Source organism: Companilactobacillus insicii (genome assembly GCF_003946015.1).
Taxonomy (GTDB): Bacteria; Bacillota; Bacilli; order Lactobacillales; family Lactobacillaceae; genus Companilactobacillus; species Companilactobacillus insicii.
The window spans coordinates 88,712-110,609 of sequence record NZ_RHNU01000004.1 but is presented as its reverse complement, the minus strand read 5'-3'; the positions used below and the strand labels follow the sequence as shown (position 1 = coordinate 110,609).

Here is a 21,898-nt window from a genome sequence, read left to right as displayed (position 1 = left end):
GGTCCTTTTTCTATCCAGAAATTTAGACAATAAAAAAACTGGTATTGGCTTTCACCAATACCAGAAAGTTTAGACCCTTTTTTTGTATCGTTATAATTGCTGAATAATTTTTGAGCTGTTATAATGTTTTTGTAACAAAAGTCAATAAAAAGCAGACCGAAATGATGGTCTGCTTACGGCAATTCCGCTGACGCGGTAGCCAATCCTAAAAAGTGAACTGTGACCGGCTAGTCAATGGGTTCACTTTTTTAGTGTCCAAATGATTAGCTTCACTTGAACAATTATTTTAAATAGTACTATCAGTGACAAATGAGTCAACTTCAAGATAGCCTTTAGATAAAATAATATAAATAAAACATTTATCAAAAAAGTTAACAAAATCGCTACTTTCTATTCGGATTAACACCAGGCTATTAACCATGGCGACACCTCCCTTACCAGGTTTACGACCATTGCATCAACAAATTGCGTATTCATATTATGACGTATAATTTCTTGATATCATAACGATAAGTAACGATATTAACATTTAAATATAGCAAATACTTCAGAAATTTATTTGACAATGTAATTTTAAAAGTATAGATTGATCACCAATCAAATGATTAAAGATCATTTAATCTTATTAGACGTTGAAGAGAAGAGTAAGTTAACGAGTAGTGTGAATAGTGACCGCTAGATAGTGAAAAGGCGGAACGAAAACTTAACTGAAGATGAGCTTGGAGTCTTACCTAGGTGAAAGCCAAAGGTACGCAAGGATGCGATATCATCCCGGACATGTTAGTGTCGTTGAGGTATTTTGAGTAATCAAAATATGAATTAGGGTGGTACCACGGTAATCGTCCCTACATCGCAGAGTAATTCTGTGCATGTAGGGACGATTTTTTTGTTGCGTAAGATTTTGAGGAGGCGGATATATGAGTAGATCAATTATTTACAAACCACCCATGTGGTACTCAAGTTAAGAAGTTTTAATTTGAGGGGGGAAAATAAAAAGATGAAAAAACCGTGGCAAAGAATTCTGGGAGCTATCGTATTAGCGTTGTCTGTATTCTTGATGGCTGGTTGTGGAAATCAGTCATCAACTAGTAAGACAATTACGATTGGTTCTCAAGGATCAGACTTAGAGATTTGGCAACATATTGCTAAAAGTCCTCAAGCTAAAAAAGCTGGACTGAAGATCAAAGTCAAAGAAATTACTGATGGAACTCAACTAAATAAGGCGACCATCGAAGGTCAAGTAGACGTTAATGCTTTCCAATCATGGTCATATTACTTGGCATATAATAAGCAAAATCCAAACGGTAAACTAGCGGCATTAGGAACAACATACTTGGAACCACTGGGTATTTATTCTAAAAAGTATAAGAAAACAGCTGATATTCCTGATGGTACTACAATTGCAATCGCAAATAATCCCGCTAATACATCTAGAGATTTGTTGCTGCTACAAAAGGCTGGCTTGATCACGCTAAATAAGGGCTTCGATGCATTGAGTAATACAAAGGATATCAAGAGCAATCCAAAGAATTTGAAATTCAAAGAGATTGATGACACAACTGGACCTCGTGTTCTGAATGATGTCGATGTTGTATTGATTTCTAATACGGTTGCCCTAGATGGAGGATTGCATGTTCTGACCGATTCTATCTACCACGAAAATGTCGATCAAAGCACTAAAAATAATGTCAACATCCTAGCAACTGCTGAGAAGAATAAGAATAATAAACAGTACAAAAAACTAGTTAAGTTGTATCACAACAAGACGATTCAAAAATATATTAAGAAAAAATATTATGGAACCAAAATAGAAGTTAACAAACCACTTAGCTATCTAAAATAAATTTTAAGGAGAAATTATATTATGGCAAAAGTTGAAAGTTTTACACTAGATCACACAAAAGTTAAAGCACCATACGTTAGATTAATTACCGAGGAACATGGAGCAAAAGGTGACGCAATTTCAAACTATGACTTACGTTTGGTTCAACCTAATGAGAATGCAATTCCAACTGCTGGATTACATACGATTGAACATTTGTTAGCTGGTCTATTAAGAGATCGTCTTGATGGTGTTATTGATTGTTCACCATTCGGATGTCGAACAGGTTTTCACTTAATTACTTGGGGTGAACATTCAACGACCGAAGTTGCTGAAGCGTTGAAAGGTGCACTAGATGACATTGCCAATAAGATTGAGTGGAAGGATGTTCAAGGAACTGACAAGTACAGTTGTGGTAATTATCGTGATCATTCATTGTTTTCTGCCAAGGAATGGTCTAAGAAGATTCTTGAAGAAGGAATCAGTAATGATCCTTATGAGAGACATGTGATCTAATACAGAGCGAAGCATGACGGAAATTCATGAGCATTACCTAGAAAAGGGAATTGTGGATAGATCAGAAAAGGAGTCGAGTTCATGAGTTTATTTGAAGAATTAACGGATAAAGTAGTATTGGTTACTGGAGGACATCAAGGAATTGGAGAATCGGTTGTTGAGACTTTTTTGCATGAGAATTCAATTGTTATTAGTGCAGATTTAGCATTTAATAATAATGAACTAGTTAAAAAGTCAGACAATTTATACAGTATTCATCTTGATGTCAGTGACGAAGATAGTGTAAAAAATCTTACAGCTCAACTTATCGCCAATAATTTAGTGCCCAATATTCTAGTTAACGTGGCTGGAATTTCGACAATGAATTATTTGATTGAGAGTAAGACGAGTGACTTCGATAAGACGATTGCTGTGAATACAAGAGGTACATATTTGATCACTAAGCATATCGTCAATGAAATGGTTAAGGCCAAACGACCAGGTAAGGTTGTCTTGATAGCATCTCAAGCAGGTAAGAATGGGTATCGAGCAATGTCTGCCTACGTAGCATCCAAGCACGCAGTGTTAGGATTAACTAAGACTTTAGCAATCGAAGTTGCTCATAATCAAATCAACGTCAATGCAGTTTGTCCAGGTATTGTAGAGACTTCAATGAAACATCGTGAACGCAAAGATGGAGCAGAGATTCGCGGTTTAACTCCTGATGCAATTGAAAAAGAAGATAATAGTCAAGTCCCATTAGGAAGAACCGGTCAACCACAAGACGTGGCTAATGTTGTTTTGTTCTTATCCAGTCACTTGTCGGATTATATGACTGGTCAAGGTATTAATGTTACTGGTGGAATGACCATGAATTAAGAGAGTTAAGAGAGTGGAGAAAGCCGGGAGATTCTGAGCACTGCCTAGGATAATAAAAGTACCAACGTAGTTGGTGCATTTGTTATCCGTAGCAGGCGCAGGAATCTGGCTTTCGCAACTCGTTTCAAAGATCAGAGAGAGCGGAGAGGTTTGCCCTTCTGCAACTCGTTTCCAAATCAAATAAAAATCAAAATATATAATGGTAGAAACTGCAAAAAAGAAGTTGCTAAATTGGCAACTTCTTTTTATTATATAATTTAGGAATATTATAATATTCCATATTTAGGGATGCTACTTATTGACGGAATGGAAACGCTGTTATATTCTTAAATTACGATTTACATTTATCGAAATTAAAAAAATGATAAACTTCAATTTTATAGGGGAGATTAAATTATGAAGTATAAAGGAGTAACACTTTTTAGTGCGGCATTGATTCTTTTGGGAAGCGTTGGCACTGCCACTAGTTATATTGTTGATAATCCTACTAGTGTTAACGCTGCTGACACGACTAGTATTAGTAAGTTATTGGGAGATAGTAAAGCTTCATTGAGCAAGATGCTGTCTGACGATACGCCGGATACTCCAACTGCAGATACCACTGACGTTGATTATGAACTTAGAAAACCGGACGGAACCTTATCTATTGCTAATAAGTATATGACTAAAGTTTCAAAGGTAAGTAAGAATGATGATGGGAGTTATAATGTTCAACTAAATGCTTCCGTTACTAAGCTTTTAGATACAGATTCGAATGTTCCATTATTGCAAGTAACTTCTCTTAACGGTGATGATAACGTTAAAGTTATAAGTGATAGAGATACGGATCCATCAAATGTTCTATATAGTTTTAGTTTTAATGTTCCAAATTTGATGGCACTATCGGAAGATATACCTGCAAAATTTCATATTGTTGTTCCAATGTTAGGATTGCCAGTTGATGCCCCTGCAAATTTTGAATTTAATAAAACTGATATAGCAAATGCCATGATTGCTGAAGGGGATAAAGATGGTGCCAACGAAGTATTAAAGAAAGAAATCACAGAGCTTCAAAAACAATTAAGTGATTTGTCAACAGCAAAAGATGCTACTGATGCGAAAAATAAAGAATTAGATTCAACAGTGAAAGATCTAAATTCACAATTAAAGAAGCTTCAAGATGATAAGGATGCTTCTGATGCTGATGTTAAATCATTGACTCAGAAAGTTTCGGAGCTAGAAAGTGACAAAAAAGCCTTAACTGAGAATCAAGATAAATTAAACAATCAAATTGCTGAATTAAATGATAAAGTAAAGAGCCTTACAGATAATGGTACATCGTCAGACCAAGCTTTAGCTGATGCACAATCGGAATTAGAAAAAGTTACCGCTGCAAAGAAGGCTGTTGATGCACAGTTAGCCAAATTACAGACTGTTGCTGACAAATTAAAGGAAAAGCTTCAAGAAGCAATTGCAAATGCAAATGCGGAAAAGCCGCTTGATGTAAATGATGAAACAGATACAAACTATACATATAAGGTGTATAAGAAAGATCCAACAGATGGAATTTCGATGTCTTCAAAGTACTTTACCAAAAATGCTAAAGTAACTAAGAATTCTGATGGGACTTACAATGTAGAAATAAAATTGGAATATCCAAAAGATTACGGTAAAAATGCTGTTACTTTCACTAAAGCAGCCGGTAAAACTGTATCAGACGATCAAACAATCGTTGTTGAAGATGGAGACAATTATTCTCAAACATTCAATTTTACAGCTGATTCATTAGACAATTATATTCCGGTTGAAATGAAAATGAACATTCCTTTATTTGATATAAACATGACTCAGGATGCTAATTTGAAATTCACTAAAAACGATGGCGAAGATGAGAGCGTTGATCCAGCGGATGAAGAAACCGACGGTAATAAAGAAGACTCTGGTGAAGAAGCTGACAGCAATAACGAAAATCAAGATGGCGAAGACAATAAAAATGATGCAAGCAATGTAATTGCCAAAGAGCAACAAATCACTTACAAAGTTTTAAAGAATGATTTAAGTGGTGAATCCGCTTCAGCACACTACTTTACAAAGACAGCATACATCGATAAGAACTCTGACGGAACATACACTGTAGAAGTACAGATGGAATATCCTAAGAATTATGGTGATGGATCTGTAAAAATTGATTCAGTTAATGGAATCAATTTAAGTGCTAGTGATGTTACAACATCAAATGATGATAATAATACATTGCTATCCTTTAAATTTAAAGTCGATAGTTTGGATGACTTAAAGAATAATATTCCTGTAACTATGACTATGAATATTGCTGATCCTGCGGGTTCAAGTACACCATTGTTTGCTGGAACTGAAACAGCAATTTTGCAATTTGATTCAAGCACCTTAAAGGACGCATCAAGTCCAGCACCTACAACCCCATCTGTACTTACTGGAAGTGGTAATTCACAAGGTGGTACTCCAACAACACCAACTGGCACTACATCAGGCACACTACCACAAACTGATGCTAAAGGATTACCAACATATATCATGTATGCTGGATTCCTATTACTAGCAGTCACACTAGCTGGTGCCGGCAAAGTCAAACTTACAGGTAAAAAATAATGAAGAAGATAGGGTATTTAATTTTTGCCAGTCTGATTTTTTCGATTGTGGCACTGTTTAATAGCCTTCAACTAACGGCAGACGCCGCAACCATCAACTTCAGTGCTTTGAAGTCAGGAACTAGCGATACTAGTTATGCCGATGCATATATGGTTAAACCTGCAGAATTGAATATTGTTAATAATAAGTATCAAGTTACTTATACGATCAAGACTCAAAAGGCGTTGGGAAAATATCCAGTGCAAGTTAAGTCGATGAATGTTAATACAACTGGTATTAGAAACTATGAAGATGGCGGGAATTATTATTCTGCAATTACTTTTGAATCTGACCAGTTGTCGAATATTACAGGTACCATGACAATTAATGTTGATTCGTACAATATTCATGCGACTCATACTTTTACTTTGAAGTTTTACAATATCCCAAGCCTTCACAGTGGCGGATCATCACAAGCACCATCAGCTTCAAATGGCGATGGTAATCAAGGTGGACAGGCTGCTGATGCAGGACAGAATAATAATGCTGGATCTGATAATGGCACTGATGGTAACAAAGACAATAATAAGTCAGACGATAACGGTGAGAAGGCCGTTACGATTGGTAAACCAAAGAAGTTAAGTAATAAATCAAAGAAGAAAGCTCCAACTAAGAAGCAAGATAGTAAAACCAAAGCTATCGAGAAAAAAGACAAGAAAAATAAATCAAATAACATCAACATTCCAAGAATTACAGCAATCACTACTATAGTAGTGTTGGTTGCAGGCGGAGGATATTTTGCAACGAAGAAATTCTTCTAAAAAAATAATCTTCGTCTTTTTTCTTTGGTTGATAAGTTTAGTTTCAATATTTTTCTTGCATACTTTATCAGTTAATCAAGCTAAACAAAGCGGCTCAGTCGTGATGACAACTGATGCATTGACTTGGATGGCGGATGAATTGCATATGAACCTGAAGGGGATGCCTAGTTCTGAATATCCATTACCGAAGGATTATAAGAATGTAGCCAGAGTGGGAACTCCGAATGCTCCTAGCATGGAAAAAATCAAAAAACTGAATGCGGATTCGGTTTATTCGGTGACAACATTAAAGGATATGCAGGGTAAGAGTTACAGCGCTAATGATATTAATGTTAAGTATGTCAATTTGCAGACAGTTGATGATTTGAAGAAGTCAATGAATATGTTGGCAAAGAAGTATCATAAGGAAACTTATGCACAGGCATTCATTGATAAGCTAGATAAACGTCAACATGCGATTGAACAGGAGAATAAAAACCGTCCGAGACAACGAGTTCTGGTTTTGTTCGGTATGCCGGGTGGTAGTTACTTACAGGCTACTAGTAATTCTTATATTGGTTCACTAGTTGAAGTAACTAATAATAAGGTTATTGAGCCTAAGAATTCTAGTGGTGAATATATATCTGTGAATATGGAAGAGATTCAAAAGGCCAAGCCGGAGATTGTTATTTGTTTAGCACATGCTATGCCAGCGACAGTGGAAAAGTCATTTAAACAAGAGTTTTCAAGTAATAAGATGTGGCAATCGTTGCCAGCGTTTAAGAATAAGAAGGTCTATTACCTGAGAGAGCCAACTTATTCATCTACTGCTAATATGAACGTTATCGAAGCTATGAATGGGATTGATAAAATTGTTAACAAGTAAATCAAGTAAGTTTAATAAGTTTTTATTTTTTAATATTATTGTCTTATTGATATTTGTTTTTTTGAATATCTTCTCAGGTGACAATAGTATAATAAATGCCTTTAACATTCAGACTAGTGATTATCCCATATTACAGTTACGAATTAGCCGAACTATGGTGGCAGTTTTTACTGGTGGCTTAATTAGTATTGCCGGATTGTTTCTACAATTAATATTTAGAAATAACTTAGTTGATCCTGGATTAGTGGGATTAACTTCTAGTACTAGTTTCTTTAAGAATTTGTTGGCAATATTTTTACCTGCCTTTTTAGGTTCTAATATTATTTACGGGGCAGTTGGTTCGTTTATATTGGTCTTGATATTGATTTGGTTGAAGTCAAAAGATATTGGACCAACACGTTTTGTCTTATTTGGAGTCTGTTTGACTGTCTTTTTCATCAGTCTTAATCAAGTTATGAGTTATATCACACATGCGGATAACGCCATTTTTTCAGGCTTTAATTTGGTCAGTCCTAGTGTGACATATTTAATGATTATTGTCGGTGGAATTTTGTTGTCAGTCCTAGTCTTGTTCGATAAGTTCATCCCATACTATTCATTCAATGATAATAAGATCACCGAATTGGGAATTGATATCAAAAAAATAAATATTTATATCTTGGTCATCATAAGTATCATGATTGCGACAGTAGTCGGTATCGTGGGAGAATTCTTGTTTATTGGGATTGTTATTCCTAATATTGTTAAGTCAATCAACGGCACTAAGACTGAGAATTATTTCTTTGATACGGTTTTGTTAGGGGCTAATTTAATGCTTATTTCTGACTTTATCGGTCGTAATTTATTCTTCCCAGTTGAAGTTCCGGCTGGATTGATTTGTAGTTTGATTTGTGCACCGATACTATTTTATTTTGTATTGAGAGGCAGCCATGGAAGCAAGGAATATTAGTTATTCATACGATGATAATTTAATAATAAATAATCTTTCAATGACACTGCCATCAAATGGTGTAACGTCATTGATTGGTCCAAATGGTAGTGGTAAGAGTACACTACTCAAGATTATGACGGGACAAATTCAAGATTATAAAGGCCGGGTGTTATATCAAAACTCCGACTTTTTGGAGATGCCAATTAAGCAACGTTCTAAGATAGTTTCTTACTTCAATCAGCGTGAACGAGTTTACGGATTCATTAGCGTTCGTTCGATTCTTGATATGAGTAATCAGCAAAGTATTGATTATATGGAGTTCGTTAATTATTTTGGATTGGCTGATAAATTGGACGAATCCTTTAATAATCTCTCTGGTGGTCAACAACAAGTTCTATTAGTTTTATCAGTTCTAATTGAGAATACTAACTATGTATTCTTAGATGAACCGTTCAATAATCTTGATCCGCTGTACAAATCCAAACTGGTTAATTTAATTGCCTATCGTAAGCAATATCAATCATTTTTTATCGTTGATCATGATATTGATACGTTGGCGATGTTGTCGGACTGGGTTTTGCTGTACAAAAATGGAATGATCGTGAATGGTGGTAATACATCGATTTTGAACAGTCAAAATTTGGGTTATGTCTTTAATACCAACTTTCAAACATATATCGATCAAGCCGGCAACACACGATTGGTTCAGTATTTTTAATTTTCATGTGTTCCAATAAGCAAATTTGCATTATACAATTATTAATGTAATTATTGATAGAAATACTAGATGCCGGAGGATAACGGTCATGGAACCAGCAGAACAAGTTGAAGAAGCTTTAGATAAAATGAACATTAAATATCAAATAGTTCACCATCCAGTTGCCCATACAACTGAAGAGGCTGATCATTTTATTGAAGGTATCGAAGGTGTTCGTACTAAGACGATGTTTTTAACTAATAAAAAGAAGACTGAATGCTATTTATTAGTTATGGACGATGCTAAACGGTTAGATTTTCGTCAGTTTGAGGACTTAACAGGTGCTAAACGTCCAAAAATGGGACATGATGACTTACTGTTTGAAAAACTCGGATTGGAGCCAGGGATTGTTTCTATCTTTGGACTTCTAAACAACAAAGATCATGACGTAAAAGTTTATTTTGATAAAGCAATTTTGAGTGAGAAACGGATGAGTTTCCACCCCAATATTAATACCAGCACTATTTTTGTAGATAGTGACGATGTATTACAATTTGTAAAAAATTTAGGTTATGATTATCAAATCTTAGATTTAGAAGAAGAGTAAAAAATACACAAAAACAACCTTTCGATGTTTCAATCGAAAGGTTGTTTTTTTCGTAATTTAGTTAAGAGGTGAAAAATATGTATGCGGCACTCAATCAAGATAAGAAACTGATTAATGCAATAGAAAGCAATTTTGATGAAAAGTATTATTGTGTAGATTGTGAACGACCGGTGGTTTTAATCAAGAATGATAACAATGCATTCTTTAGACATGAGAACATTAATCATAATGATGAGAATGAGCGAAATATCCACAGAAAGGGTAAGGAACTGATAGTTAATGCCTTAAAGATATTAGGTTATCAAGATGTTGAATCAGAATATTACCTGAAAACCATTAAGCAACGCCCAGATATTCTCATTAATCGTAGTACAATAATCGAGTATCAATGCGCTAAGATCAGTGCAGATAAACTATCTAACCGAGTAGAAAGTTACCATGCACTGAGAATTCCAAATATTTGGATATTAGGCGGGGAATACTTATCCAATCAAATATACCGGGTACATCTGAAGTTTGTCTCATATCGCAAGCCATGGGGATTCTACTTGATTATGTTGGACTCAATGCATGAACAAATTAAATTGTTTTACGGTATAAAATTATTTGGACCTTTTAATAAAATTAAATATAAATCACAAGTTTTTTTAATTGAGGATATTCAAGAGATGTTTAATTTTGAAGCTGATTTGACTGAGACTGAATGTTTAACAATTAATGCTTATCAACTAGAGAAAATTCGTAAGGTGAAGAGCAAAAAGGCTGATGCATTGAAATTGAAATTTTATAAAGCAAATAATCAGACGGTGGAGGACTTCTTAGGCAACAAGAAATTTGGGGCAATCAAACCCATATATCAAAATCATCAGTGGAAACTTGTCTGTGGGGAACAAGCTGAATATTTACGACAGCCTTTTTTGAATACAAAAAAAGAAGATAACTGATGTTATCTTCTGAATTGGTCAATACTTACAACAGTATTGTTATTAATATAAGCTGGTTTAACTTCCGGCATTGTTGCTTCAAGCATCATCGTTAAGTTTTGGTTGATAACTTCTTCTGAAGTTTTACTACCGAAGTCGTTAATCATTAATCCCGGTTTTTCAGGATGTTCATTGTCGAAAATAACGATTGTTGGTGCTTTTTCGATGTGCATTTCCTTTGATAATTGCATATCACGTTTTATGCCTAGTTCAACGCAATCACTACTTTTTTCAGACATTATGGATTTATAGTCCAGACCACTGTTGACAATAGCTGTTTTGACAGTGTCGTCATCAAAAGGATTGTTGAGTACGTTGATTTGTTCTTGCAAGTTCATCAAGAAGTTGCGAGCTTTTTTATTTCCTTGGCAAGACGCTGCCTTGTACAAACGAGCTGCCTCTTCTACTTCTTGTGTAGCTTTAGCACGTTGTTCCAAGTCACATAACTTGTAACCTTGCAATTGAATGTACTCGTTGATTGTTTCCATATTATAGTTTGTAACAAAATGATATTGTGTTTCTATTTCGTGTTTTCTTGTGAAGTCAATAATTGATTGTTCGACCTTTAGGCAATACGAACATACGGGATTTATATAAATAAATACTTCCCACATTTTGATTCCCTCCATCTCTTTAGCATAGTCATTCTAACAGCAATAATATAAAAGGTAAAATTTTTAACTCACGGGTCTAATTTTTCGTAATTTTATCATTATAGTGCAACTTACGCAGAATTACGATATATTAAATAAGGAAGTAAGCGGGGTTATCATGACAGAAATCAAATGGAATGAGTTTTTGATACCATATTCACAAGCAGTAGATGAATTAAAAATCAAGTTTAGAGATCTTCGTAAAGAATTCTTAGAAAAAAATGAACACTCACCAATTGAATTTGTAACTGGTCGTGTTAAGACTATCGATAGTATCAAAGAAAAGATGCGCCGACGTTATATTTCTGAAGATTTACTAGAGCAAGACATGCAAGACATCGCTGGAATAAGGATTCAATGTCAATTTGTTGAAGATATTTATGATGTTGCTAGACTATTACATATCAGGGAAGATATGCGCGTAATCGAGGAACGTGATTATATCGCCAACAGTAAGTCAAGTGGATATCGTTCATACCATGTAGTTATAGAGTATCCCATTCAGACAGCTAATGGCCAGAAAAACATCTTAGCGGAGATTCAGATCAGAACATTAGCTATGAACTTTTGGTCAACAATCGAGCATTCACTTAACTATAAGTATCAAGGTGATTTCCCAGAAGAGATCAATGAGAGGTTGAAGCGTGCGGCGGAAGCATCGTTCATGCTAGATGAAGAAATGTCTAAAATACGGGAAGAAATTCAAGATGCACAGCAGTATTTCACTGATCGTAAGCGAGACGTAAATAATACAACGGAGCATAAGGATAAAAAATAATGAGATTTTGGGTAAATAATAATAATAAAGAACAGTCGATAGCAGCTGCCAACAAGATTAGAGAAACTTTGGTTGACAATGGTATGGTATTGGATCGTCGTGATCCATTGCTAGTGATAAGTGTTGGTGGCGATGGTACTTTGTTAAGTACATTCCATGCCTATGCAGGCCACCTAGATACTGTTAAGTTCTTGGCCTTACATACAGGTCACTTAGGGTTTTATTCTGATTGGACTGATAAGGAAATTGATGAGTTAGTTGATTGCATTATTAAGTGTAATGAGAAGATACCCTCTACTAGTTATCCACTATTAGACGTCAGAGTTGAACGTTTAGAAGGTGAGTCTTTCCACGAAACAGCTATTAACGAAACTGTTATTCGCCGTTTATCAGCATTAACTATGAAGACCAAGGTTAATCTTGACGGAGAATTCTTCGAGAATTTCCGTGGGGATGGACTTTGTTTTGCAACGCCAACTGGTTCAACAGCGTATTCTAAGGCTATCGGTGGAGCACTTATTCATCCAAAGATCAGTGTGTATCAAATGGTAGAGATGGCTTCTATAAATAACCGTGTTTATAGAACTATTTCTTCACCAATTATTATTCCCCATAATCAACAAGTTGATTTATACCCACATAAGGCTGATGACTATGTTATTACCTGTGATGGTATTTCAACTAAATTGAAAAATGTTAAGAAAATTTCAGTAAAATTAAATTATCAACGAGCACAATTTGCTCAATACCGCCATCGCCATTTCTGGACTAGAGTAGAGACAGCCTTTTTAGGACAGGATGAGCCGCAATAATCGTTATTTAAAGTTCACGATAAAAGACTCTGATAAGAAGATAATCCGTAAGTTTTTAGAACATCATCGATTTTCATCGAGTCAATTACATAATTTGAAAAATAAAGGCGGTCAAATTTTTGTTAACCACAAGCAACGTCATTTTAATTTTAAAATGAAGACAGGGGATTCTTTGTTGATAGTTTTAAATGGCGAACAGCCATCTGATTTGATTGAACCGATGCCTGGTAAAGTTGATGTTGTTTATGAAGATGAGTATTTATTAGTTGTGAACAAGCCACCCGGATTAGCTAGTCTTCCCGCTAAGGCAAGGTCTAGTAAGACGATGGCAAATGTTGTTAAGTATTATTTAGAAAAAAAACACGAGAATAGTTCGATTCATTTAGTAACTAGATTGGATCGAGATACTTCCGGACTAATGGTTTTTGCCAAGAATTCATATACGCATTCCTTATTGGATCAAATTCTACATTCAGAAGGATTTAAAAAGTACTATTTAGCATTGGTATATGGACAGATGGATCCAGCTTCAGGATTAATCGATCTACCGATTGGAATTGATCCTAAGGCTTTTTATTTGCGAGCAATTGATTGGCAAAAAGGCAAAGATTCGAAGACAATGTATGAAACAGTGGAGAACTTTAAAACGGCTAGTTTTCTGAAACTGAAGTTATTGACAGGACGTACACATCAGATCCGTGTGCACCTTAGTGCAATGGGGCATCCCATCATTGGGGATGAAATGTACAGCCATCAAAAAGACTCGAGAATAAACCGCCAAGCACTGCATTGTTATGAGCTAGAAATCATCCATCCAGTGACTAAAAAGTTATTAAAATTAACGGCACCAATTCCTCAAGATATGGTATTGTTAAGGAGTGCGTTAAAGGGGTGAGAGTAATGGATGAAAATGAAAAAAGACTGCATGAAAAATTTGCACAACTGAAAACTTATTTAGACAAAGGTGATAAAAAACGATTTCGAAAAACCTATCTAGATATGCATTTTTATGACCAGAGTACTTTCTACCTTACCTTAGATAAACCAGAGCGTTTAAGTTTATATTCGTTGTTAGAGCCCGATGAAATGGGTGATATGTTTGATACCATCGAAGATGATCTGCCAGAGATTCCTGAATTCTTAGAAGAAATGGATCTGAATTTTGCCGCAGAGATGCTTAATGATATGTACGATGATAATGCGGCCGATGTTTTGGAACATTTAGATAAGGCTGACGTTGATCGCTACTTAGGTCAAATGCCTCGATCAGATGCTAATAATCTTCGTGGATTATTGCATTACGATACGGAGACTGCCGGTGGTATCATGACTACGGACTATGTTCGTTTTCATGAAGAAGAAACTGCAGAAAATGCGATTCGTGATTTACGTGAATTTGCAGAAACCGCTGAAACCATTTATTACTTATACGTTTTAGACAATCATGATGATTTGGTCGGTGTAATGTCTTTACGTGATTTGATCTTATTGAAGCCAGATGATACGTTGGGTGAAAAAATGAACAGCGACGTTATAACAGTTAACGTTGATGCGGACCAAGAAGAAGTTGCTAAAGTCTTCAGAGACTACGAGTTCCTAGCTGTTCCCGTTGTTGACCATGCTAATCAAATGGTCGGTATCGTTACGGTTGATGATGTTATTGAAGTTATTGATGACGAATCATTGCAAGACTATTCAGGACTTGCCGGTGTTAGTGTCGATGAGACAGATCAGGACAATCCATTTAAAGCTGCATCAAAACGTTTGCCATGGTTAATTACATTGTTACTACTTAGTATGATTACGGCAACGTTAATTAATCATTACGAGGGGTTATTGGCTGAAGCAAGTATTCTAGCGGTATTTATATCAACTATTACTGGTACTGCTGGTAACGCTGGTACACAGAGCTTGGCCGTTGCAGTGAGGCGATTAGCTGTCGAAGAAATTAATCGTCATGAATTCTTTAAGTTAATTGGAAAAGAACTTCTTACTGGATTTATCACAGGTATTGTAACTGGTGTATCAGTTACATTGTTAGTAGGTCTATGGAAACACAATTTTGTTCTTGGGATGGTTATTGGATTAGCCATGTGTGCGGCGATTACAGTCGCTAACTTGGCAGGTAGTTTGATTCCAATGCTCATGTCGAGTTTTGGATTCGATCCAGCCGTTGCCAGTGGTCCTTTTATCTCTACGCTTAGTGATTTAACTAGTGTATTGATTTATTTCAGTATTGCTGGATTTTTTATGCAATCATTTGTACGAATGTGAATATACAACAGAGCGTGACCAAACACGTTTAATTTCTGAGTATAACCTAAAATACCCTCGTATTTACGTAAGTAAATACGGGGGTTTTATAGTTAAACGGAAGAAATTGTGTTTCGTCACGCGTTTATGCTGCAAATTTAACAAATTTATAGTTATGTAACAACTTCTTTTTTATTTATTAGAAAAATATTAATACCGCTAAAATGATTGGTGCGGTAGCTTTTTTGGTGCAATATCAGTGTTGATAAATAAATAAATTTTAAAAACAGACTTGCACAATAAATATATTAATGCTAAGTTATGTGCATGTTAAAGGTAACTGAGAAACATTAAAAAATAACTAATAAAGGCAGGAAACAAAAATGAAACGATTTACAACCAATTTGAGAAATTATTATTTGTTTTATATCTAGCTGGTCGTCACGAGTGTGTCGATCAGGCACACTCGATATAAAACAATTTTGTTGTTTGTTTAATCGAGTGAAGTAACAATTTCATCACTTGGTTAAGTAAACATCAATACTAATTTATTCTCGTTAATTTTTGTTTTAGGATAATAGGTTATTTTGATAGCGATAAACCAAGTTGATTGGTTTATCGCTATTTTTTTATTCAAATTTAACTGGAGGAATTCAAAATGAGATACACAACAGCTGGAGAGAGTCATGGACCTGAAGAGATAGCAATTATTGAGGGAATTCCTTCAGGATTGAAAATTACAAAAGAAGATATTAATCAAGAATTGAGTCGCCGACAACATGGATATGGACGTGGAAATCGCCAAAAGATTGAGAGTGATACAGTATCAATCTTATCGGGAGTCAGGCATCAAATAACTTTGGGATCACCAATTACCTTGAATGTTCATAACGATGATCACAATCATTGGGCAAGCGTAATGTCACCTGATGATGAAACAACTAATGAAAACTCAGTAAGGAAAGTTGTTCGACCAAGGCCGGGACATGCGGATCTAGTCGGAGGTATGAAATACCGACATAAAGATTTGCGCAATGTATTGGAGCGTTCTTCGGCAAGAGAAACAGTTATGAGAGTTGCAGTTGGTGCAGTTGCTAAGAAATTACTCAGAGAATTAGATATTGACGTTCATGGGTTTGTTGCCAATATTGGGCCAGTTAAGACTGATATGAACTTGTTAACTAGTTTTAATAATTTAACAGAATTAAGAAAGGTCAGTGAGAGTTTTCCGACAAGAACATTAGATTCAGCAACTGATCAAGCAATGCAAGAAGTTATCAACAGGGCAAAAAAAGAAGGTAATACAGTAGGTGGGACGGTTGAGGTTATGGTGACAGGAGCCCCGGAAGGATTAGGTTCTTACGTCTCAGCTGACACCAAACTTGATGCAAAAATTGCTGCAAGTATTGTTGGTATCAATGCCTTCAAAGGTGTTGATTTTGGTGGAGGCTTTGACAACGCTGAAAAGTTTGGCAGTCAAGTAATGGATGAAATTTTTTGGTCAGAAGACAAAGGGTTCTATCGTGGTTCAGATAACCTTGGAGGCTTTGAAGGCGGAATGACGACTGGTGAAATGATTATTGTTCGCGGATTAGTTAAGCCAATTCCAACTTTGTATCGGCCAATGATGTCAGTTGATGTTGATACGCACGATCCACATAAAGCAAGTATTGAGAGATCTGATACAACTGCTGTTACTGCTGCTGCAGTTATTGCAGAACATATGGTAGCAATTGAGATTGCTAAGGCGGTGCTAGATAAATTCGATTCGGACAATTTAGATCGTTTAAAAGAACAATTAAAAAATTACCGTGAAGAAATTAAACAATTTTAAATAGAGAAGGAAAATATTATGAAACAAGATAGAGAAAATATTAATACCATGAAAATGTTAGCAGTGCAATCCATCACTAGAGCTGGTTCAGGTCATCCAGGAATAGCAATTGATTTGGCACCGACATTATATACATTAGCTACTCGTCATTTAGTGGTTGATCCAACTTCTCCAAAATGGATCAATCGTGATCGTTTGGTTTTATCAGCAGGGCATGGATCAGCGTTACTATACAGTTTCTTGCATTTGGCAGGTTTTGATTTATCGATTGAAGATTTGAAGGCATTTAGAAAACTTGGTTCTAAGACACCAGGTCATCCCGAATTTGGAATTGTACCTGGAGTTGATGCCACTACCGGTCCACTTGGACAAGGTTTAGGAATGGGAATTGGTATGGCAATGATTCAGAAGCGTTTGGAAGCACAATTTGGCGATCTAATGTCACACGATACTTTTGTTATCGTTGGTGATGGAGATTTGATGGAAGGAGTATCACATGAAGTGTCAGAGTTTGCTGGAAATAATAATCTTAATCGTTTAGTTGTTCTGTATGATTCTAATGATATTTCACTTGATGGTCCTACAAACCGTTCTTTCAAAACTAATGTTAGACAACGATTTGAATCATACGGATTTGATACTTTCCTAGTTGAGGATGGAGAAGATGTTGATGAGATCGATACAGCAATAACCGCAGCGAAGAAATCTAATCGACCAAGTTTTGTGGAAATTAGAACCGTCATTGGTCGTGGAACTCCTAATGAAGGTACTAATAAAGTTCATGGTGCACCACTAAGTTGGGAAGAGATTGAAGTGTTGAAAGATAACTTAGATTGGCATCATGAGGATTTCGAAGTTCCTGATGCGGTTAGAGAATCTTTCAGAAAGCAAGTCTTAAATCGTGGTCATCAGGCTAGATTGAATTGGGAAGAATCATTACACAATTCCGATCAACGTTCAGAATTGTTAAGATCATTTGCTCCGGTTAAGCTAAATGCAAATCAACTGCCACACTTTGAAGTTGGTGCTAAGAAAAATGGTCGTGTCTTTGGTAAGGAAGTTTTAAATTCAATTGCTGAACAAATTCCTAATTTGATTGGTGGATCGGCTGACTTAGTTTCATCAACTAAGACTGAAATAGATAATGGTGAAATGTTTGATGTAAATAATCCATTAGGAAGAAATATTCCTTTTGGGGTTCATGAATTTGGAATGGCTACAATTTTGAATGGTATGGCGTTACATGGTGGAGTTAAAGTATTTGGTTCGACCTTTACTGTTTTTTCAGATTACATGAAAGGTGCAATCAGACTTAGTGCATTACAGAAGTTGCCAGTAATTTTTGTTTTGACACACGATTCTATTGCGGTTGGCTCTGATGGACCAACACATCAGCCGGTTGAGCAAATGGCAGGATTGCAAAGCATACCTAATTTAAATGTAATTAGACCAGGTAGTCCTAATGAAATAGTAGCTGCTTGGAAGACAGCAATTGAATCTACTGACAAGCCAACTGTTATCATTCTCAGTCGCCAAGATATTGAAGAATTAGAAACTGATAACTCCGCAATTCTTCTTCAATCCAGAGGAGGTTATGTTTCATCATTCGAACATGGACAACTTTCAGCAATATTGATGGCTAATGGTACTGAATTACCATTGGCACGTGAAGTGCAAAATCAATTGGCTACAAATGGTGTTCATGTCAGAGTTGTTTCTATTCCTAATCAAGACATTTTTATGAATCAGGCAGCTTCATATCGTGATAGTGTTCTGCCAGATAATCAACGATGTCGAATTGCAATTGGAATGGGTAGTTCATTAGGCTGGGCTAATTTAGTCGGATTAGATGGCGACATTATTGGCATGGATAGTTTTGGTAGATCCGGTGATGAAACCGATGTTGAGAGCGTGTTTAATTTCACGGTTGAAGATGTTGTTAGTGAGGTAGAAAAAATGGTCATGAGTAATCGTAAGCGTTTGGCATCTTAATAAGGAAGTGGAGATTATGAAACAACAGTTATATGGATTGATTGGGTTTCCAGCGATGCATTCTAAATCACCACGGATGCATAACACCGCTATGAAGAAGCTTAATATCAATGCTAAATATCAGGCATTTGAATTTCCAACTGAATTGTTAGACAGCAAAGTTGAGCAGTTGAAAAATTTAAACATTCAAGGTTTTAATGTAACAATGCCGTTTAAGAAAAAAATCATCAAATATCTTGATGATTTGGATGATACGGCTAAAAAATTGCAATCGGTGAATACGGTCGAAAATGTTAATGGCAAATGGATCGGACATTCGACAGATGGTGAAGGATTTTGGAAGACAATTAAATCTGATCCTAAAACGGTAGCTCTAATTGGATCTGGTGGTGCAGCTAAATCCATCCTATTATCGAAACCTGATAATGTAACGGTGCATATCTTTAATCATAAGAGTATTAGATTCAGTCAACATTCTGAAGAAATTAAAAAAATAATGAATATTGAATTGGAAAACTTGAGCGATATTGAGTCGATTCTTCCAAAAACGGATTTAGTTATCAATGCAACTAATGTTGGTATGCAAGATGAGCACAGTGTCCTTAGCAAGTTAGATTTTGAATTGATGAATGGCGGATCCGCTGTTGATATTATTTATCGAGATCGTCCAACTGAATTCTTGAAACTTGCTCAAGAAGCGGGACTTAAAACAAAAAATGGATTAGATATGTTGGTATCACAAGGTGCTTTGAGCTTTGAAGTTTGGTTCCAAAGAAAAGCTCCAATTGAATTAATGAATGAAGTAGTAAAAAAATAAAAAAGAAAATGAGGAAATTAATATGATTATCGTAACTAACAATACTGAGAATGCTAATAAAATTATGGAACAATCTAAAGAAGCTGGATTGAAAGATGTTTTTCAACACAACAATCGAATTGGATTTGCCCATGCTAATAATTTAGACGATGTACCATTTGAAATTGAAGCTGAAGAAGTTATTACTAAACATCCGGCAGCAATACAAGCATCGAGATTATTTCATCCAGAGAATACAGTTATTCGGACAAAGCATAGTGTAGTTGGTGATGGTTCATTTACCAAAATCGCTGGACCAGATTCAATCGAATCACCAGAACACGTATTGAAAATGGGACGCGCAGTTAAAGAGGCTGGTGGCACTATGTTGCGTGGTGGTTCATTCAAACCTAGAACTAATCCATACACATTCCAAGGCAACGGAGAAACAGGATTAAAAGCTCATCGTGCTGCCGCTGATGCACTGGATATGGATATGGTAACTGAAATTATGGATACCAGAGATATTGAACTAGTTGATAAATACACTGATATTTTCCAAGTCGGCACTCGTAATATGCAAAATTTTGCTTTGTTGAAAGCACTAGGAAAATTACGTAAACCTGTTATTTTGAAACGTGGAATGTCAGCGACAATAGATGATTTATTAAATGCATCAGAATACATTGCGGCCGGTGGTAACACGCAGATTATGTTGATGGAACGTGGAATTAGAACTTTTGATAATAAATACACACGTAACACAATGGATGTTTCAGCTATTCCTGTACTAAAAAAATTAACTCACTACCCAATCCTTGCCGATTCATCACATGCCGCAGGTGTATCGGATTTGGTGACACCTATTGGAATTTCTGCAGTTGCAGCTGGCGCCGATGGCTTGATGACAGAAATTCATGATCATCCAGAACAAGCATTTGTTGATGGAAAGCAAGCACTGACTCCAGAACAATTTAAACATTTAGCTAGCTTGTCAGACCAAGTACATGATTTAGTGAAAGAAGTGTAAAAAATGATAACCGTAACTTTACCAAGCAAAACGTACAATATTGAAATCAAACCAGGATTACATGATGAGATTGGTTCGTTAGTTGAATCAGTTTGGAATAAGAGAAAAGTTGTTCTTATATCAGATAAGCAAGTTGCTGATTTTTATCTTGATAATGTTGCGACTCAATTAAAAAGGTCGGGTTTTGAAATATTAATAGAGATAGTTCCAGAAGGTGAGAATTCCAAAAGTTTAGCTATGGTCGGTAAAATTATTTCTGATATGGCAGCTGCTGATTTTACTAGAAAAGATGGTGTTGTAGCTCTTGGTGGTGGAGTTGTCGGTGACTTGTCAGGACTAGTTGCAAGTTTGTATATGCGTGGAATCTCTTTCATTCAAATTGCTACGTCCTTGACGGCAATGGTTGATTCCAGCGTTGGTGGAAAAACAGCAGTTGATTTGGGAGAAGTGAAAAATATCATTGGCACGTTTCATCAACCAGACTTGGTAATTATTGATCCAGATTTTTTGAAAACCTTATCTCAAAGAAACTTGATCGAAGGTTATGGTGAAGTGGTCAAATGCAGTGCCTTAGTTGGAGAAGAATTTTTTAAGTTGACTGGTAATATTCACAGTTCTGAAGATGTTTTGAAGCAAGCTCCTGAATTGATTAATCGTTCAATAGCATTTAAAGCTAACGTTGTGATGAAGGATGAGAAAGAACAGAATTTACGACGAATTTTGAACTTTGGTCATACTTTCGGGCATGCAATTGAACTTATGGCACACGGTAATCTCATGCATGGTGAAGCAGTAGCAATTGGAATGGTACAAATTAGTAAAAACTTTGAGGATATGAATTTGACTGAAAAGGGTATAACTAAAAAATTGAGCACAAGATTAACTGAAGTTGGTTTGCCAACTGATTCTTCGTTAATAGGAACAACTGAATTCTTTGAACATTTAAAAAATGATAAAAAGAATGATGGAAAAAATTTAAATCTAGTTGTGCTGTCTAAAATTGGCAAACCAATAATAGTAAAAGAGTCACTAAAAGATGTACCTGAACTTTTAAATAATTGACA

At 35.7% G+C, this 21,898-nt stretch carries 20 protein-coding genes; 19 read left to right on the top strand and 1 reads right to left on the bottom strand.

The window, feature by feature from the left end:
- The first annotated feature begins 1,057 nt into the window (after nucleotides 1-1,057).
- From EKM79_RS02480 to EKM79_RS02435, 10 genes are all read left to right on the top strand, one after another.
- On the top strand, nucleotides 1,058-1,843 hold the full coding sequence (locus EKM79_RS02480; RefSeq protein ID WP_425454017.1) for a MetQ/NlpA family ABC transporter substrate-binding protein: 786 nt from the start codon (nucleotides 1,058-1,060) through the stop codon (nucleotides 1,841-1,843).
- A gap of 21 nt (nucleotides 1,844-1,864) precedes the next feature.
- Nucleotides 1,865-2,338 (top strand): S-ribosylhomocysteine lyase, encoded by a 474-nt coding sequence (locus tag EKM79_RS02475; protein WP_125565560.1) that lies wholly within the window; start codon nucleotides 1,865-1,867, stop codon nucleotides 2,336-2,338.
- An 81-nt stretch (nucleotides 2,339-2,419) separates the two neighbouring features.
- Entirely contained in the window at nucleotides 2,420-3,196 is a 777-nt protein-coding gene (locus tag EKM79_RS02470) for an SDR family NAD(P)-dependent oxidoreductase (protein WP_125565559.1), read from the top strand.
- 396 nt (nucleotides 3,197-3,592) lie between these two features.
- Nucleotides 3,593-5,803, top strand: a complete 2,211-nt coding sequence (locus EKM79_RS02465; protein ID WP_125565558.1) for a hypothetical protein — start codon at nucleotides 3,593-3,595, stop codon at nucleotides 5,801-5,803.
- Nucleotides 5,803-6,603 (top strand): NEAT domain-containing protein, encoded by an 801-nt coding sequence (locus EKM79_RS02460; protein ID WP_125565557.1) that lies wholly within the window; start codon nucleotides 5,803-5,805, stop codon nucleotides 6,601-6,603. Before EKM79_RS02465 ends, EKM79_RS02460 begins: the two co-directional genes overlap by 1 nt.
- A complete protein-coding gene (locus tag EKM79_RS02455; protein ID WP_125565556.1) occupies nucleotides 6,581-7,468 on the top strand; it encodes an ABC transporter substrate-binding protein in 888 nt (295 codons plus the stop codon). The genes EKM79_RS02460 and EKM79_RS02455 overlap by 23 nt, the downstream gene beginning before the upstream one ends.
- Nucleotides 7,455-8,417, top strand: coding sequence for an iron ABC transporter permease (locus EKM79_RS02450; protein WP_211331260.1), 963 nt, complete (start codon nucleotides 7,455-7,457; stop codon nucleotides 8,415-8,417). Before EKM79_RS02455 ends, EKM79_RS02450 begins: the two co-directional genes overlap by 14 nt.
- Entirely contained in the window at nucleotides 8,398-9,117 is a 720-nt protein-coding gene (locus EKM79_RS02445) for an ATP-binding cassette domain-containing protein (protein ID WP_125565554.1), read from the top strand. The genes EKM79_RS02450 and EKM79_RS02445 overlap by 20 nt, the downstream gene beginning before the upstream one ends.
- An 88-nt stretch (nucleotides 9,118-9,205) precedes the next feature.
- Entirely contained in the window at nucleotides 9,206-9,703 is a 498-nt protein-coding gene (locus tag EKM79_RS02440) for a prolyl-tRNA synthetase associated domain-containing protein (RefSeq protein WP_125565553.1), read from the top strand.
- A 77-nt stretch (nucleotides 9,704-9,780) separates the two neighbouring features.
- On the top strand, nucleotides 9,781-10,647 hold the full coding sequence (locus tag EKM79_RS02435; RefSeq protein WP_125565552.1) for a competence protein CoiA: 867 nt from the start codon (nucleotides 9,781-9,783) through the stop codon (nucleotides 10,645-10,647).
- Nucleotides 10,648-10,649: 2 nt separating this feature from the next.
- On the opposite strand, the gene EKM79_RS02430 is transcribed toward EKM79_RS02435, so the two are convergent.
- Nucleotides 10,650-11,300 (bottom strand): DsbA family protein, encoded by a 651-nt coding sequence (locus EKM79_RS02430; RefSeq protein ID WP_125565551.1) that lies wholly within the window; start codon nucleotides 11,298-11,300, stop codon nucleotides 10,650-10,652.
- 157 nt (nucleotides 11,301-11,457) lie between these two features.
- Here EKM79_RS02430 and yjbM point away from each other — a divergent pair, with 157 nt between their 5' ends.
- From yjbM to aroB, 9 genes are all read left to right on the top strand, one after another.
- Nucleotides 11,458-12,117: a GTP diphosphokinase gene (gene yjbM / locus EKM79_RS02425; protein ID WP_125565550.1), complete on the top strand. Its 660-nt coding sequence runs from the start codon at nucleotides 11,458-11,460 to the stop codon at nucleotides 12,115-12,117.
- A complete protein-coding gene (locus EKM79_RS02420; protein ID WP_125565549.1) occupies nucleotides 12,117-12,929 on the top strand; it encodes an NAD kinase in 813 nt (270 codons plus the stop codon). Before yjbM ends, EKM79_RS02420 begins: the two co-directional genes overlap by 1 nt.
- Nucleotides 12,916-13,824, top strand: a complete 909-nt coding sequence (locus EKM79_RS02415) for an RluA family pseudouridine synthase (RefSeq protein ID WP_125565548.1) — start codon at nucleotides 12,916-12,918, stop codon at nucleotides 13,822-13,824. Before EKM79_RS02420 ends, EKM79_RS02415 begins: the two co-directional genes overlap by 14 nt.
- A 5-nt stretch (nucleotides 13,825-13,829) precedes the next feature.
- Nucleotides 13,830-15,203 (top strand): magnesium transporter, encoded by a 1,374-nt coding sequence (mgtE, locus tag EKM79_RS02410; RefSeq protein WP_125565547.1) that lies wholly within the window; start codon nucleotides 13,830-13,832, stop codon nucleotides 15,201-15,203.
- Nucleotides 15,204-15,840: 637 nt separating this feature from the next.
- Nucleotides 15,841-17,016, top strand: a complete 1,176-nt coding sequence (aroC, locus tag EKM79_RS02405) for a chorismate synthase (protein ID WP_125565546.1) — start codon at nucleotides 15,841-15,843, stop codon at nucleotides 17,014-17,016.
- 18 nt (nucleotides 17,017-17,034) lie between these two features.
- A complete protein-coding gene (gene tkt / locus EKM79_RS02400) occupies nucleotides 17,035-19,008 on the top strand; it encodes a transketolase (RefSeq protein ID WP_125565545.1) in 1,974 nt (657 codons plus the stop codon).
- A gap of 16 nt (nucleotides 19,009-19,024) precedes the next feature.
- Nucleotides 19,025-19,825, top strand: a complete 801-nt coding sequence (gene aroE, locus EKM79_RS02395) for a shikimate dehydrogenase (protein ID WP_125565544.1) — start codon at nucleotides 19,025-19,027, stop codon at nucleotides 19,823-19,825.
- A gap of 22 nt (nucleotides 19,826-19,847) precedes the next feature.
- A complete protein-coding gene (aroF, locus tag EKM79_RS02390; protein WP_125565543.1) occupies nucleotides 19,848-20,834 on the top strand; it encodes a 3-deoxy-7-phosphoheptulonate synthase in 987 nt (328 codons plus the stop codon).
- Between the two features lie 3 nt (nucleotides 20,835-20,837).
- Complete coding sequence (gene aroB, locus EKM79_RS02385) at nucleotides 20,838-21,896, top strand: 3-dehydroquinate synthase (RefSeq protein WP_125565542.1); 1,059 nt, start codon at nucleotides 20,838-20,840, stop codon at nucleotides 21,894-21,896.
- Nucleotides 21,897-21,898 lie beyond the last annotated feature (2 nt).